This is a genomic window from Nocardia sp. NPDC058176, assembly GCF_042883805.1.
GTDB lineage: Bacteria > Actinomycetota > Actinomycetes > Mycobacteriales > Mycobacteriaceae > Nocardia.
In genome coordinates, this window is sequence record NZ_JBHVVA010000007.1 from 92,295 (window position 1) to 106,458 (window position 14,164).

16 protein-coding genes are annotated in these 14,164 nt (G+C 67.9%); 1 reads left to right on the forward strand and 15 read right to left on the reverse strand.

Annotated elements, in window-relative coordinates:
• Positions 1 to 16 precede the first annotated feature (16 nt).
• Positions 17 to 1,528 (reverse strand): type VII secretion protein EccB, encoded by a 1,512-nt coding sequence (eccB, locus tag ACFVVM_RS28620; RefSeq protein WP_387624550.1) that lies wholly within the window; start codon positions 1,526 to 1,528, stop codon positions 17 to 19.
• Between the two features lie 103 nt (positions 1,529 to 1,631).
• Between eccB and eccE the strand changes: the two genes are divergently transcribed.
• On the forward strand, positions 1,632 to 3,407 hold the full coding sequence (gene eccE / locus ACFVVM_RS28625) for a type VII secretion protein EccE (protein WP_387624553.1): 1,776 nt from the start codon (positions 1,632 to 1,634) through the stop codon (positions 3,405 to 3,407).
• 77 nt (positions 3,408 to 3,484) lie between these two features.
• Here eccE and ACFVVM_RS28630 read toward each other — a convergent pair whose 3' ends face one another.
• The 14 genes from ACFVVM_RS28630 to ACFVVM_RS28695 all read right to left on the reverse strand — a co-directional run bounded on the left by ACFVVM_RS28630 (position 3,485) and on the right by ACFVVM_RS28695 (position 14,128).
• On the reverse strand, positions 3,485 to 3,778 hold the full coding sequence (locus ACFVVM_RS28630) for a WXG100 family type VII secretion target (RefSeq protein ID WP_387624555.1): 294 nt from the start codon (positions 3,776 to 3,778) through the stop codon (positions 3,485 to 3,487).
• A gap of 54 nt (positions 3,779 to 3,832) precedes the next feature.
• On the reverse strand, positions 3,833 to 4,138 hold the full coding sequence (locus ACFVVM_RS28635) for a WXG100 family type VII secretion target (protein ID WP_387624558.1): 306 nt from the start codon (positions 4,136 to 4,138) through the stop codon (positions 3,833 to 3,835).
• Positions 4,139 to 4,228: 90 nt separating this feature from the next.
• The gene (locus ACFVVM_RS28640) at positions 4,229 to 5,020 is read right to left on the reverse strand and encodes an ESX secretion-associated protein EspG (protein WP_387624560.1); all 792 of its coding nucleotides are present in this window, start codon (positions 5,018 to 5,020) and stop codon (positions 4,229 to 4,231) included.
• On the reverse strand, positions 5,017 to 6,003 hold the full coding sequence (locus tag ACFVVM_RS28645; protein WP_387624563.1) for a PPE domain-containing protein: 987 nt from the start codon (positions 6,001 to 6,003) through the stop codon (positions 5,017 to 5,019). Before ACFVVM_RS28645 ends, ACFVVM_RS28640 begins: the two co-directional genes overlap by 4 nt.
• A 39-nt stretch (positions 6,004 to 6,042) precedes the next feature.
• Positions 6,043 to 6,384 (reverse strand): PE family protein, encoded by a 342-nt coding sequence (locus tag ACFVVM_RS28650; RefSeq protein ID WP_387624567.1) that lies wholly within the window; start codon positions 6,382 to 6,384, stop codon positions 6,043 to 6,045.
• A 32-nt stretch (positions 6,385 to 6,416) separates the two neighbouring features.
• Positions 6,417 to 7,778, reverse strand: a complete 1,362-nt coding sequence (locus ACFVVM_RS28655) for a hypothetical protein (RefSeq protein WP_387624569.1) — start codon at positions 7,776 to 7,778, stop codon at positions 6,417 to 6,419.
• Positions 7,775 to 8,092, reverse strand: a complete 318-nt coding sequence (locus ACFVVM_RS28660; RefSeq protein ID WP_387624572.1) for a type VII secretion target — start codon at positions 8,090 to 8,092, stop codon at positions 7,775 to 7,777. Before ACFVVM_RS28660 ends, ACFVVM_RS28655 begins: the two co-directional genes overlap by 4 nt.
• Position 8,093: 1 nt before the next feature.
• On the reverse strand, positions 8,094 to 8,390 hold the full coding sequence (locus tag ACFVVM_RS28665; RefSeq protein WP_387624575.1) for a YbaB/EbfC family nucleoid-associated protein: 297 nt from the start codon (positions 8,388 to 8,390) through the stop codon (positions 8,094 to 8,096).
• A gap of 24 nt (positions 8,391 to 8,414) precedes the next feature.
• On the reverse strand, positions 8,415 to 8,786 hold the full coding sequence (locus ACFVVM_RS28670) for a hypothetical protein (RefSeq protein WP_387624578.1): 372 nt from the start codon (positions 8,784 to 8,786) through the stop codon (positions 8,415 to 8,417).
• Position 8,787: 1 nt separating this feature from the next.
• On the reverse strand, positions 8,788 to 9,582 hold the full coding sequence (locus tag ACFVVM_RS28675; RefSeq protein ID WP_387624581.1) for an ESX secretion-associated protein EspG: 795 nt from the start codon (positions 9,580 to 9,582) through the stop codon (positions 8,788 to 8,790).
• Positions 9,579 to 11,444: a hypothetical protein gene (locus tag ACFVVM_RS28680; RefSeq protein WP_387624583.1), complete on the reverse strand. Its 1,866-nt coding sequence runs from the start codon at positions 11,442 to 11,444 to the stop codon at positions 9,579 to 9,581. Before ACFVVM_RS28680 ends, ACFVVM_RS28675 begins: the two co-directional genes overlap by 4 nt.
• Before the next feature lie 132 nt (positions 11,445 to 11,576).
• On the reverse strand, positions 11,577 to 13,058 hold the full coding sequence (locus tag ACFVVM_RS28685; RefSeq protein WP_387624586.1) for a hypothetical protein: 1,482 nt from the start codon (positions 13,056 to 13,058) through the stop codon (positions 11,577 to 11,579).
• A gap of 138 nt (positions 13,059 to 13,196) precedes the next feature.
• A complete protein-coding gene (locus ACFVVM_RS28690; RefSeq protein ID WP_387624588.1) occupies positions 13,197 to 13,640 on the reverse strand; it encodes a hypothetical protein in 444 nt (147 codons plus the stop codon).
• A complete protein-coding gene (locus tag ACFVVM_RS28695) occupies positions 13,637 to 14,128 on the reverse strand; it encodes a DUF6301 family protein (RefSeq protein ID WP_387624590.1) in 492 nt (163 codons plus the stop codon). The genes ACFVVM_RS28690 and ACFVVM_RS28695 overlap by 4 nt, the downstream gene beginning before the upstream one ends.
• Positions 14,129 to 14,164 lie beyond the last annotated feature (36 nt).

Genomic DNA, 14,164 nt, shown 5'->3' on the forward strand with positions numbered 1-14,164 from the left:
ATGGCCGGTGCTGGATTCAGTGCCCGGTGGGCAGGGAGTCGTAGGCGGAAAGGGCCTCGGCGGGCGACAATGTCGGACCGGGAACGAGTTGACCGATGACCGCCCACGGCGCGAGCCGCGGGCTCTGGCCCAATCCGATGGCCGCCGCCACCGCCAGGTCGGGCACGCCGTACCGGACGCCGTTGTCGGCCACATAGAACAGGCTGCCCAGTCGCGGACTGCCCGGTTCCATCCCGGTCACCTGAACCAATTCGCCGGTGCCGGGAGGCACGTACACCCCGTCCACCCGATCGCCGGTGCCGTCGGCGCCCGAGAGATCCACCACCTTGGCCGAATCGGGGATCGGCAACCGGGTACCCGCCAGCAGTTTCACCGCGGCCCGCTCGTTCGGGCCGTCGCCCGCCTCCGATGTGCGCTGCGTGGGACTGGTTCCCGGTGTCTTCGACCAGGAGACACAGGCGACCGGCGCGTCCTCCGCGTCGAGGATCGCCGGTGTCTCCACCGGGAAATCATCCACCGGCAGTGTGCGCACCACCGCGACATCGTCGAGCACATCCGGTGGCAGCATCGGAATATCGTTCATGCCATGGGAATCGGCGTTGCGGATGACCTGCGCGGCGAAGGGGCTCACCGGTTGCACGCCCTCGGCGAGCACGACATAGGACTGGGCCCGCGCCGAACGGTCCGCGCTCGCCACCGCGACGATGCCGCCGACGGGAATCCTGGACAAGGGACCGGGGCCCGGCTCACCGGCACCGGGCACGGTCGGTGCCGCCAGCGGTGGCACCTCGGTGGTGACACCGAGCAGCCCCGTGCCGATCGGCCGGGCACGGTGCGCAGGCAGATCGAGGGAGCGCGCGATGACCGAGTTCCCCGGATCCACTTCGGCACGTTTGCCGTCGTAGATGAGGTAGGTCTTGTCCTCGCGGCGCACCAACAGCGCGTCGTTGGAGTGTGCTTCGCGAATGCGGTCGCCCAGGGCGGGGGCGCCTGCCACGGCGGCGGTGGTGGCGCCCGAGGCCGAGGCCGCGCTGCCGCCTTGCGAGAGCTGGATCGTCTCGCACAGTGTCCAGGTGGAACTGCCGCCCTGTCCGGAACCGGGCAGGGCACTCGGCGCACCGGGAATGCCGACCATCGGACCACGCGGCAGATCGTTGAGCTTGTTGTCCTTCACCGCGTGCGGTGCGGCATCGCTCTGGGTGATCAACCGAGCCGAGGCGAGGTTCAGGACCGGATGCAGCACTTTGCCGCCGTCCTCGGTCTGGCGCACGACATACAGGGCACCGGAGTCCTTGCCGGAAACGATCAGCGAATCGCCGATCGCACCCTGCGGACGAAGCAGACCCAGAATCGCGGCACCCGCCACGATCAGCAACCCCAGTGCCACCCCCACCCACAGTGAGCGCACCTGCGAACGCATCGGATCGTGCAGCATTCGGACATCTCGACGCACCAGTGCGTGGTCGAGGCGGCGCAACAGGAATCGGTAGCCATTGACCTGGGCGCGGGTAGTCAGCTGTGCTGGCACGCGGCCTCCATCGAGCTATCCATCACCATCTCTGCCGACACGGTACCTTAAATTCGGGATTGCCCTGAACCAACTTTCGAGTGCACACCGAGCAGGGACAACGATGGTGAACAACACGATGAACGGCCGGGAAACCGGTGCCGGGGAGAGCCGCGACCGGCCCTCCCCCTATGACACTCTGCGCGATCCGGAGTTCTGGTTGTTCCGGATATTTCCGCTGCGAGTGGTGGTCGCGGTCGGCCTGCTCGCCGCGGCCGTCGCCTGGATCGTGCTCGTGCTGACCGATTCGGTCTGGGGGGCGGTCGGCACCGGTGTCGGCATCGGTCTGATCGGCCTCGTCCCGGTTCGGGGCGCGACCACGGCGGGCCGGATGGCCGCCGGGTTCGCCGGCAACCGGAGTTCGGCGGCCGCCGCCGAACGGTTGGCGCTGGCACCCGCCTTCGATGTGCCCCTCGCCGAGGGCGGTAGTTGCGGCGTGCGCTGGGACGGCGATCTGCTGCTGACCATGCTGCGGATCGACCCGCCGCCGGACACCCTGACCCTGCTGCGCAGTGGTTCGCTCAGCACCGACCAACTGCTGCCGCTCACCGAAATCGCCCGCTGCCTCGATCAATTCGACATCACCCTCGCGGGCATCGATGTACTGTCCACCGGCGCGCGAACCGCGGGCACCGGGATCGCCTCGCACCTCTACGACCGGATCCTCGGCCCGCTGCCCGCGATCGCGCACCGCACCCTCTGGTTGGTACTGCGGATGGATCCGCTGGCCAATGCCGAGGCGGTGGAAAAGCGCGGCGGCGGCGCCGAGGGCGCGTTGCGCACCGCCATCATCGCCACCAGACGGGTGGCCAACCGGCTGGCCGCCCGCGACATCTCGGCCTCGGTGCTCACCTCGACCGAAATAAACAGTGCGGTAAGACAACTCACGCACGGTTTCGAGATCGACCAGCTCGAGGAAACACCGACCGCACTGCTGTCCGGCACCGGTCGCTGCCTGACCCAGTTCCAGATCGGTGCCGAACTGGTCGCGACGCGCGGTCTCGCCGATATCTGGGCGGTGCCCAGCTTGTCGACCACGGTCACGCTGCGCTTGCGTCCCGGCGCCGAGCGGCACGATCAGCGCAGCGATCACGCGGGCACCGTGGTGCTCAACGCGGTGGTGCGCTTCGACACCGACATCGAGCCCACCGAGATACCGCTGCGCGGCCTGCGCGACATCCCCGGCGGACACCTGCGGATGCTGCTCGACACCCTGCCGGTCGGATCCGACGGCAAATGGGCAGGCGGACAGGGCTATCGGGGCACCACGGCAGCGCTCACCGACATCGCGGTACCGACGGCGGGCTGCGGACAGCTGATCGGCGCGGACGAACGCGGGCAGGGCATCGCGGTGTCCCTGATCGGCGCGGGAACCCGCCACCTCGAGGTGATCGGCAACCTCGACCTCGCCCAGCAGGTGATCCTGCGGGCCACGGCACTGGGCGCACACGCCATCGTGCACACCGCCCGGCCCGAGGCCTGGCATTCGATGGTGGTCAATCTCGACTCACCCCAGGTACTTTCGCTCGCCCCACGCTCGGCGGGTGCGAGCTATCACCCGCCCGGACCGCCGCCCGCGCCCAAGGCGCCGTACCCGAGCACCACGGTGCTGGTGTTCGACGGCATCGAACCGACTGCCCATGCCGGTGGCGCGACGATCGTGCACGTGCGCGCCCCCCATGACCCGGCCGGTTCGGTGGATGCCGATGTCACGCTCATCCAGGATCCGCACGCGCCCAACCGGATCACGGTGCGCACCGCGGCGGCCAGCGCGACGGTGAACATGGTGACCACGCCAGAGGAGATGCACTACATCGGCGAATCGCTCGCGGCGCGGTAGGCCGGACGCGACAACGGTCCGGCCGGAATCTCACCGATTCCGGCCGGACCGTTTCGTCGTAGGCGACGCGGTGCTGATCAGAAGTCGGCGAAGCCGTCGCCGACCTTGCCGTCGGCCTCGATCGCGCGACCGAGCGCGTTCTCGACCTTCTTACCGAGGTTGTCCAGCTTCGTCAGCGTATCTTCGAGCTCGCCCGTGAGCTTCTTGTGCGCGTTGTCGAAGTTGTCGATCGCCTGCTGACCCTGCAGGCTGTCGCGGAACGCGGCAGCAGCGCCATGGAGCTCGCCGATCTGCTCCTTCATGTTCGAGCCGTAGCGATTGAGGTCGCCCACCATTTCGGTGATCTTCGGGGAGTTGTACTGGATCGTCATGATCTATTCCTCAGTCTTTGGTGAATGGGCTGTCGTGAATGGCGTCTCGGGGATCTACAGGCCTTCGCCATCGGAGCCGACGATCGTCTTCTTGCCGGAAGTGACTGCCTGCGAAAGCCGATCCAGCTTCTCGTTGAGATCGATCACCTCCTGATGCCAGTCGGCAGCAGCCGTCTTGAACTGGCCGTGCGCCTCACCCTGCCAGCCCGCGGCAACGGCCTGCACGGACTCATCGATCTGGTTGATCGAGGTCTTGATCGTGGAGATCGAGTCCTCCATGCGGCTGACGACATTGTCGACGCCCGCCTCGTCGACACCGAAGGTGTCGCCCGAGCCGCCGCCGAGAGTGGTGTAAGACATAGTGAAACCTTTCATCAGACTTGTGTGCACGCGCGGATCACGGACGATTTCGCGCTGAGGTAGAGCAGCAACCGATACTGCGAGACGGAACTACGGAGGCATCCACCTCCCCCCGGGTAGTCCCTCGATCAGCGTCGCGACCGCCTGGGTCACCCGATGATCGGTACCCGTGGTGACCGTCGACCAGATCCGGCGATCCGGCGAGACCATGGGTGCGGCGACGATACGGCCGCGGCCCGTGTCGTAGACGGCGACGGCGCCCGGCGCGCGGGTCGTCGCTCCGTCGAGATGGGTGTAGGCGACGATCTCGGTATAGGCCGTACAGGACGCGAAGGCCAGGCCGAGGACGGTGGCGTCCCGATCGGCCACGCCCATCGCGTACAGCGAGTCCGCGAACTCCGACGAGGTCCCCGGCGAGTTCAGTCGCTGCGCCAATTCGTCCGCGGGCGCGCTGAATCCGGCCACCTGGGCAGGCTCGTGCCGGCCGAGCGCCGACAGCAGTGGCCGGACCAGTTCCTCGGCGGAACCGTCGCACCACACCGTCGTGACATCGAAGCTGTCACCGGAACGGACGGCCACCGCGTGCGCGTCGCCGCGCCGGGTCACACACACCCGTCGCCGGTCCTGCTCGGTGTAGACGCGCGCGGTCAGTTCGCGATCCGGTTGGGACAGCACGAACATGGCGGCGGCGAGATCGGGGTCGACTTCGCCGTCGGCGGCGAGCAGGCCGTCCTCGACCAGGCCCGCGACCGCCTGTTCCTGGGCGCGGCGCCACGCGTCGTAGGAATCCTGCCGGTGCCCGACCTCCAACGCCAGCGGCAGGGTCTGCACGCCGAGCCGGTCGGCGACCGCGAGCAGCGCATCGTTGGTCAGCGTGGTCACGAGTTCTCCCCCGACTGCGCTCCGGTCTGCTCGGTGGTGGCGCGCGCGGCGTGGCCGGTGTCGCCCAAAACAGCTGGTGCCGCACGGATCTCACCTTCGAGACCGAACTGATCACTGCCCTCGGGCAGGCTCGCGCGCGGGAACCGTGGGGCGTCCTGCGCGCCCGCGTTCTGGCCCATCATCCCCGGTGCGATCGGCGCCGCGTGACCGCCCGCACCCGGCGCGACCACGGGGGTGGGCCGGGTGACCTCCGCGGTCGTGGCCGACTGCGCGTACACGGGGGTGTTGTAGGCGGTGAGCACTCGGGGCATCGCCCGCATGACCGGCATGCCGGGGATCGCGCCGATGCCCGTCGCCCCCCGTGCGGCCGCGGCGGCCGATTCCGGCGAGACGAGCGCTCGCTCGGCCGTCAGTGCCTGTGCGGGCGCGATGACCGGCGGCGGTTGGTGTTGCCACGGCGAGGCCAATGGTTCGGTGGCCTTCTCGTAGTTCTCCATCACCCGCGATGCGACGGCCTTGGCGACATCGGACTCGGCATCGGAGTCCGCGGCGACCGCCTGGATCGGTGCGCCGAGCGCGCCGGTCATCGACTCGAGCATGCGCTGGACCTGTTGTATGGCTGCGATATCGGCGGTATTGGGCATCGACAACCGCGCCACCTCGTACGCGGCGACCTGCGCTTGCAGCCGCGCAGCGTTCGAGGCCGCGGCAGTGGCGGTCTCGAGCAGCCAGTCACGCAACGCCGTCACCCGTTGCACGACATCGTCACTGCGTCCGGACTGCCAGGCGCCACGCAGGTCGGCGAGCACCTTCTCGTATTCCAGCACCGCGGCGCCGAACGACGCGGCCAGTCGCGTCCACGCGCCGATCGCCTCCGCCATGGGCACAGAACCGGCACCCGAGGTGAGGTCGCGCGCCAGCTTCTCCGGCGGGCGCGCCGACCACACCACGCCGGTGAACCCAGGCTGCGGCGGCTCGATCATTGCAGTAGAACACCTTTCGCGTTGCGCGGATCCGACGAGTCAGGCCGATTGCGCACCCGTGCCGCCGAAACCGGCCGCGTTGTCGCTCTCCATGGCGCCGAATCGATTCGACTGCAGACGCAGCGTGGCCGACAGCTTGCGCATCTCTTCCACGCTCGCCTGCGCGCTCGTCAGATACGACGACGCCACCTCGTTCGCGGTCTGCGCGGAACGGGCCGACACTTCGTCGGCACCGGCGGGCGCGATGGTGAGCGCCTGCTCGGCCGCGTGCAGGTCGGCCGCCAGCCGTTCGGCGAGCGCGTCCAGACCGGATGACGCCTGACCTGCGATCGCGGCGTCGAACTGCACGCCGTCGTACATCTCGGGTGTTGCCTCGTCCATGGGAGTCTCCTGTGTGCTGTCCGAAACCTGCGTCATAGCGTGAGTTCCTTGTCCGGCGGGGGCTCCGGAGCCGCTTCGGCCGCGCCGACCACCGGCAGCGACACACCCTCGATCTGCCCGACCACCTCGTCACCGTGGTGGCCGGTGACCAGCTGACCGCGCACCGCGTCGTCGGTCGCGGATTCGCCGTCGCGGGCCAGGCCCGCGGCGCCTGCCATGCCACCCATCGGCATCGGACCGCCCCCGGTGCCCGTCGCGGTGGTGCCACCGGTCGCGACCGCGGCGCCCGATGCCGCTGACGCGCTCGAACCGCTCGAGCCGGCGAGGCCGCTCAACGAGCCGAGCGCACCACCGGCAGCACGGGTTCCGGGGAATGGGCTCAACGGCGCGGCGCCCGCACCGAAACTTCCCACCGGACCCCCGGCTCCGCCACCGCCGCCACCCGAGCCGCCGGTCCCCACACCGTCGGCGCTCTTGGCTTCGCCGGATTCACCGACCTCGGCGATCGGCTGCGGCGACAGCAGCGACGGGTTCGCCGCGGCCAGTTGGCCGAGCGACTGAGCGGCGGTGGAGGCCGTCGAGATCAGCGGGGTGATCATGCTGATCAATTGCGACAACTGTTCCATCGACTGCACACCGTCGGGTGCGTTGGTGATCGGCACCTTCTGGCCCGCGGCGGTCATGTTGCCGCTGTGCCCGAGCAATTCGGTCTTGGTCTTGGCGGTGACCGCCAACGCTTCGGTCGTCGAGGAAACGGCCGACGCCACGAGGAAACTCGCGCCCATCGGGGTGGCGAGCAACAGCGGTGCCATCGCCATCGTGGTCGAGAACTTCGCCAGGACTCCCGCCATCAGCGCGGCACCGGTGGCCACACTGGCCGCGCCACCGGCCAGCACGGCCTTCTCCTGGGTGCTCTGGGCCGCGAGCGCGCCCGCGTCCTTCTGCGCCTCGCCCGCCTTCTGCGCGGCCTCCATCGCCGCCATGCCCTGCCACAACGACATCACCGTCTGCAGTGCCGAGGAGCCGACCTGCATCACCGTCTGCATGACCGTGCCGACATTGGACAGCAGCTCGGTCGGATCCATCGCCTGGGAGGTGGTGCCGTCACCGTTCGTTGTCGCCGCACCGGTGCCGAGCTGACCGGTGCCGAACGCCGACGCCAATTCGGTCAGCGGACTCATCAGCGCGCTGAGATCGATCGTCGGCAACGGCGGCAGTTCCGGCAACTGGATGAAGGCCGGGACCTCCGGGAGATTCGGTAATCCCATCGAGTGCAGCACGTCGTTGACCGGCATGTCGAGCATGGGGGCCAGCGAACTGCCGCGCAGCAATTCCAGAACCGAGGAATCCAAGGGATCCGCGCCGAGCGGCGGAATGGCTCCTGGCGTCGTCATGACTGTGTGCGAACCGTTCCGATGTCCGCCCCGGACGCACCGTCGACACCCTCGTAGTGGGCGGCGCCTTGCACGGCGGTCAACGCGGTACCGGCGTGCACCGCGGCCAATTCCCCCACCGACTGCAGGTGATTCGCCTGCGCGAAGGCGAAGGAAGCGAGGAACTCCTGCCCGATGAGGCCGAAGACCGGCACCACCGCCGCCATCGTCACGGCCTGGTCCACTGCGGCGGTCGCGGCGACACCGGCCGCCATGGCCGCCGATTCCCCGCCATACGCGCGCAGAGCTTCCGGAACAACTTCGAAGTGGCTCATGTCAATCCATTCCTTCGTTGAATGCGGTGATCAGCCCACCGCGTTGCGCGAATGCCCGATGCGCGGCGGTGCGGGCCGTATCGACCAGCGTCCGCTCGAACTCGGCCGGCGAGAGCTTCGCGATCGCCGGGGTGAAACTCAGGCCGACCAGTGCCGCGTTCCCGTCCACCTGCGCGGTCACCGCACCGTCGGGCGAGGTCTCGGTGACCAGGATCCCGTTCGTCGCGTCCTGGAGATCGGTGAGCCGGTACAGCTGGCTCTGCACCCGAGCGATGAGCTCGTCCATCGTTTCGACCATGTCGCCTCCCGAATCCGTTACCGCTCAGACCGATCGCAGCCAGCTCTGCGGTTCCGTGTCGTAATCCTGCTCGTCGAGGATCTCCTTGGCCGCCACCTGCTCCTCGGTGGGCAGTCCGGTGAGCGCGAGCATCTCCGAAGTAAACCCCGCCTGCCGCAATTGTTCTCGCCGAGCCAGCCCGGCTCGGTTCGCGGACTGTTTGCACAGTCGTAGAATCTCGGCGGCCAGAGCTGCCGGGTCACGACGCAATTGGTCGGCGTCGACCACGAGACCGAGCGGCAGACCGTTCTCTGTTGTACGGACCGAAATCGAACCGGTCAATGACGTGGCGGTGAACTCGGCGGGAAATTCCGCCGTCGGCGGTGTCGTCGGCATCCCTCTCAGATTCTCACCCATGTCAAACCCCTTGGACTCGTTCGTCTTTGATCGCTCTGACCACGGCCGCGATGCGCCGGTTGAGCATCTCGGTGAAGCGCTTGGCATCGGCACCGGTCGCCACGCGCGGGACTTCCTCGGCGATCACGTACCGCCCGTCGTCGGTCAGATCACGCCAGGTCAGCTTGTGCCGGGTGACCCCACGCGGGCCGAACCGCGACTGTCCCTGGATGATCTCCACCGACCCGATGCGTTCCACCGGCGCGGATTCGAACTGCTTGGCCCGCAGCGGAGCGGGGTCGTCGAAGGAATCGTGCACCGCCGACACGGCATACGAGTAGTCCAGTTCGTGCGACTTGTCCTCGGCGCCGAGGACATAGTCGGCATGGCGGCCTGCCTCATTGGCCGGGATCTGCTCGATGAGCACGTTCGCCAGGCTCACCGCGTCACACTCGGTTATCACGTAACCACCGCTGTGCCAGTAACTTTCGTCCGGCAACTGGCGCACCACATAGCCATTGTCGCCGCGCCTGCAGGCCATGATCCGGACCAGCGAATCGACCTTCATGTCGTCCACACCGTCGTGGGCGTGGACGATGATCTGGATGTCGGGGCGCAGCAGGGCCTCGAGCACGACGTGGACGAACTCCGCGTTGTCTCGACGCAGACCGGCGAGAGCGGCGTTCTTCTGCCGCGCGAGCTCGTCGAAATCCAGCTCCCTGGTCGCGCAGAAGAACGGCCACGGCGGCCCCTCGGAGGTTGCCCACTCCCACAGCGAGAAGAACTCCAGATCGGTCAGGTTCCAGGTGCGGTTCATTTCTCGACGACCGGCCTCACCACAGTCTGCGCTTCACCGATCGCCTCTTCCAAATGCTCGACGGAATCCAGGAAGTCGGCGCGCTTGTGGTCCTTCTGCTGACCACCGGCGCCCGCACCGGCACCGCCACCGCCCATGGGTCCGCCCATCGGCATGCCCGCACCCGAACCCGCACCCGCCAGCCCGGCTCTACCAGCCGCAGAGGCGAACTCGGCCGCCGCGGAAGCGCGCGGGAACAGCTTCGAGGCCTTCTCCATGTTCTGGGCCGGATCGACCTTCGGGCCGCCGACACCGCCGCCCCCACCTCCGGCGCCACCGCCCTTGGCACCGGCGAGCCCGAGCTTCTTGGCCGCCTCGTCTAAAGCCGCACCGGTAGTGGGTATTCCACTCAATCCGGCCAGGCTCGCCGCCTGCTGCGCCTGGGCCGCTGCCGATTCCGCCGCGCTCGCGATCTGCTCACCGATCGACTGGGCCTGCGAGGCTGCCTGCTGGGCAGCCTGGGACAGGGCGGAAGTGGCGCTCTCCTGCGCCTGCTGCTGTTTCTGCTGGGCCGCGGCCTGGATGGCTCGCTGCTCGGCCTGCTTCTGGGCCGCTTCCTGGGCCTTGCGCTGTTCGTCGGCCTGCCGAAGCGCGGCCATCTGCTGGGAGTGCGCCGCGTCCTGCTGGGCCTTGAGCTGGGCTGCCATTGCGGATTTGTCCTGCGCACCGCCGCCAGCGCCGCCACCTCCGGCACCGGTGCCTCCACCGCCTGCGCCGGGACCACTGCCTGGAGAGGTGGCGCCGGGGCCGTTGCCGGGACCCTTTTCGTTCGGGTTGACCTTCTGGATCCCGGCGGGACCGGGAAGAATCGGGATCCGGCTGCCAGATGCCGCGACGCCCGGCCGCCACCAGTTGTTGAAGACTCCCTGGGAATGGGTCTCCCAGGACTTACGGTCCTCGGCCTTGACCTCGGACGCGGGTTTGGTCGGCATGTTCGCCTTGGTGGTCGAAGCCCAGTTGTAGGCGTCGAGAAGGTTGTCGCTCAGCACTGTCATGGCGCGCACGAGCGCCATCCCGCGGCCCGCGTAGCGGTGCACCGCGTCTCGTGCGGCGCCGGCACCGTGGCCGGTCCACTGCTCACTGTCGACGAGGCCCTTGATCTGGTTGTCGAAGTCGCCGAATCCGCGCCCCAGCTGCGTGGACATGCGATGCCAGTCCGACGATTGGTACAGAATCCATTCCGACCAGAGCAGCGAGTTGCCGAACTCGTACAGCGCTGGATAGTCCAACGACGTACCGGCCTCACCCGTGATGACAACCGATTGCCGCATATCTTCTGGCAGTCCGCTCACGTTCTGTGGCAGTCCACCGTACTCGCCGCCTTTGTTCTGTTCGGCTTTCTCATATCGGTTCTGCGGAGGTTTTCTGGTGTCGTCCGCCCACCCGTCCTGAGTGCGGGAGATAGGGCCCCAACTTTGTTCGGCATGCGCGATTCCGTCGGGGACCTTCTCCGCCTCACGGATTCTCGTCAGCTCGGCCTTGGAGTCGGTGTCCACGTTCTTGTAGTTGTTCCCCGCGATCAGGAACGACAGCGCCATATCGTTGACCACCTGTTTGTGGTCCCGGAGAATCTCGTCCTTGAACTCTGTACCGACCTTGAAGAATTCCCTGGTGAGCGCCTGCCCGGACGGGAGATTACCGAACAGCTGGGCCCCGCCGCCGGCTCCCGGCATCGAACTGACCTCGCCCGCTTTGCCTTCGACGAGCGCGATGATGTCGAGCAGGTCCGCGCACAGCCCCGCTGCCTTGGTCGCGATGTCGTCCTCGAGCTTCAGCGAACCGGGCTGTTTGAGCCCTTTCCAGTCGTCCATCGGGGTACCCATCCGCGCACGCCCCTCCTCATCGCCGGCACTTCGACGGCTGCTCCAGCCAACCTTCGCGACCGGGCCTTACAGCACGCCGACATCCTTCTTAAATCTTGCTAACGATTATAGGGTTCCCTGCCCGACGTCGCATCAGGACCAGATGACCGAGCGATGCCGTGCGTAGAAGCTCTCGGCGAACTCCTCGGCGAACACCGACGGCGCGACCGCCGACGAAGACCGTTCCAGCACACCATCATCGGCGACGTAGTAGATCGCCCGGCCGATCGCCAGCTCGCCGGGTGCCACCGGGACGAACACCATCCAGCCGACGCTGATCCGTTCGGCGTGCAACTCCTCCGGCGGGTACGCGGAGGTATCGGCTGCCGTGTCGTCGAGGTGGGCACGAACCGCGGCGATGGCGTCATCGGGCCGCATCGGCTCCGGTGCCTGTGCGGTCACCCCGGCCACGGTGAGCGAGAAATAGGCGCTGTCGACATCGAAAACATCACCATCAGCGAAGACTTCGACGACGGAGTCGCGGGTGAGGACACCGCCTTCGGCCGCGGCGACCAGCGACTCCACGCTCGCGCGCTGATGCTCGGTCGCCTGCGCACCGAGCAGGCTGGTCACGATCTCCGCGACGACATCGGAGCTCCAGATGCCCGGCACCGCCTCGGCGATGCGATCAGCGGTAGGCGAATCCCCTTGGTACCAGCGGCCATCCGACCACCAGTAGCAGAACGACAGCATCCCGCCTGCCGCACGATGATTCAGTACCTGCGCCGCCACCCAGGACGGCGCACCCGAATACAGCGCGGTGGGCGGGCCGCCTGCCGCGTACGCGGCGACGAGTTCCGGTGCGTCCCAGACCCCGCCGGACAACACCGCGCGGCCCCCGGGCAGCAGATAGAGCGAACTGCCGCTGCCCCTTGCTCCTTCGAACCAGTTCAACGCCGGCAGCGACCTCGGCCCCAGCTCCGAGCCGACCGCGACGAACGCCGCCGCCAACACCGCCCAGCGCGCCGCCATCAGCGGCAGCGCGGGAAGACCGGCCTCGGAAACCTGGGCGCGCACGTCGTTTCGCCGATCCACCCGAGCCTGCTCCGCCGCGGTGCGCGGAGCACGGACCTGTTTGTCGGCGTGCGCGGCATAGGCCGACAACCACACCGGCACCGAATCCCGGGGGAACGTCTCGAGATCGGCGCGATAGTCCTCGGCAGCGAACAGTTGCTCGGCGGGGAACGGCTCGTCACCGTAGTCGTAGTCGGCGTTGATCTCACCGGTGCGCGAGAGGGTGAGCAGCAATCGCCACCAGGGTCCGTCGCCGAGTTGAGCCGACAGCGTCCGATGCTCCCAGACCAACTCGATGATCTCCGGCGGCGGCGTGACCTGCACAGGTTCCTGCTGGTCGGCGGAGAAGACGACGAGCGAGTGCTGTGAGCGCACCGTCATGGCGAAGGCGGCATCCAGGCGCTGCCAACCCTGCGGAGCCAGCGAGGCGAGGTCCCGGGCGACCTGATGCACGAGCTTTCTGGCGCGTTCGGTGGGATCCTCGGGCTCCGGCAGCTGGCCGACGAGAGTGAAGCCGACGTCGGGCTCATCGGACTCGGTGTCCGGCGAGCTTTCGGTCACATCTGCCTCAGGTGCCGGATCTTGCTGTGTGTCAAGGTCTTCGACTCGAGGATCCGGTGCCGAGGACTCCTGGTGGAGCTGGTCGCTTCCGCTTGTCATGACTTCGGAAGTCCCCTCATCTGGTTCTCATCGATCAGCTCAGCCCTCTTGTCGCAGGCCGAGCAGTGGTAGTTCGATCGGGCTGTTGCCAGTGCGCTCGTTCCACGCGTCGTAGACGAAGGTATCCGGCCCCGGCAGGCCGAAACCTTCACCGAACCCGCGCACGACCATGTCGGCGAGACGGCGGTAGTCGGCAGAGGTCGCGGGCCACGGCAATTCGAGCCACCAGTTCTCGTGGTAGCGATCGCGTTCATGCCAACCGAGCGCGCGGATCACGGTCGTGCCCGAGTCGCCCGCTCGCAACGGGACATCGAGGGCGTCGTCGTCGACCAGCTCCGCGGCAAGGGCATCCTCGGATTGGACGAACTGCGCGAACCTGGCGGTGCGATCCGGGCGCGATTCGACGATCGTGACGATCGCGCCTGCCGGCAATCCGGCCAGCTCCTGCGCCAAACCGTCCGCCAGCGTCGTCCAGCTGGTCACCGCTGCTCCTGCGCGTCGAGGGCAGTTGCCTGGTCCTGTTCGGCCAACCAGGTGTTGTCCAGCAGCGACAGCTGCAGGGAGCCGTTCACATCGCGCAGGACCAGTGTGTTCGCCGGTCCCGCCCAGCGGATCGAGGCGACCTGGCCGGGGTTCCGCTCGGTCGGATCGCCGAAAATCGCGCTCAGTGCCGCTGTTGTCCGCGCGAACATGTCGCGCGTCCAGGATCGGCCCTCGCTGTCGCGCGGGACGCCCTTGGTGATCCACAAGGTGATGTCGACGATCAGGCCGTCGCGGGCGAAGAGTCTGCCGCTGGCCGGGCCGAGGCCGATGTCGAGCAGGGCCCCTTCGGCGTAGGTGCTGATCACCCGCCAACCGAATTCGGTGGCCAGCTCCGACAGGGTGTCCACCGGGCGCGCGCCGTCGAGTGCGCGCAGGCGGGTGGCGATCACGGTGATTCCATCGTCGGTCAGGGCACGCCTACGGTCCACCTCGCCCACCCTAGGTCACCACCATGACATCAGCAG

What these genes read in the sequence shown, in the direction of transcription:
- eccE (WP_387624553.1), top strand. Translation starts at nt 1,632, where the DNA reads ATGGTGAACAACACGATGAACGGCCGGGAAACCGGTGCCGGGGAGAGC.
- ACFVVM_RS28630 (WP_387624555.1), bottom strand. Translation starts at nt 3,778, where the DNA reads ATGACGATCCAGTACAACTCCCCGAAGATCACCGAAATGGTGGGCGAC.
- ACFVVM_RS28635 (WP_387624558.1), bottom strand. Translation starts at nt 4,138, where the DNA reads ATGTCTTACACCACTCTCGGCGGCGGCTCGGGCGACACCTTCGGTGTC.
- ACFVVM_RS28645 (WP_387624563.1), bottom strand. Translation starts at nt 6,003, where the DNA reads ATGATCGAGCCGCCGCAGCCTGGGTTCACCGGCGTGGTGTGGTCGGCG.
- ACFVVM_RS28650 (WP_387624567.1), bottom strand. Translation starts at nt 6,384, where the DNA reads ATGGACGAGGCAACACCCGAGATGTACGACGGCGTGCAGTTCGACGCC.
- ACFVVM_RS28655 (WP_387624569.1), bottom strand. Translation starts at nt 7,778, where the DNA reads ATGACGACGCCAGGAGCCATTCCGCCGCTCGGCGCGGATCCCTTGGAT.
- ACFVVM_RS28660 (WP_387624572.1), bottom strand. Translation starts at nt 8,092, where the DNA reads ATGAGCCACTTCGAAGTTGTTCCGGAAGCTCTGCGCGCGTATGGCGGG.
- ACFVVM_RS28665 (WP_387624575.1), bottom strand. Translation starts at nt 8,390, where the DNA reads ATGGTCGAAACGATGGACGAGCTCATCGCTCGGGTGCAGAGCCAGCTG.
- ACFVVM_RS28670 (WP_387624578.1), bottom strand. Translation starts at nt 8,786, where the DNA reads ATGGGTGAGAATCTGAGAGGGATGCCGACGACACCGCCGACGGCGGAA.
- ACFVVM_RS28675 (WP_387624581.1), bottom strand. Translation starts at nt 9,582, where the DNA reads ATGAACCGCACCTGGAACCTGACCGATCTGGAGTTCTTCTCGCTGTGG.
- ACFVVM_RS28680 (WP_387624583.1), bottom strand. Translation starts at nt 11,444, where the DNA reads ATGGGTACCCCGATGGACGACTGGAAAGGGCTCAAACAGCCCGGTTCG.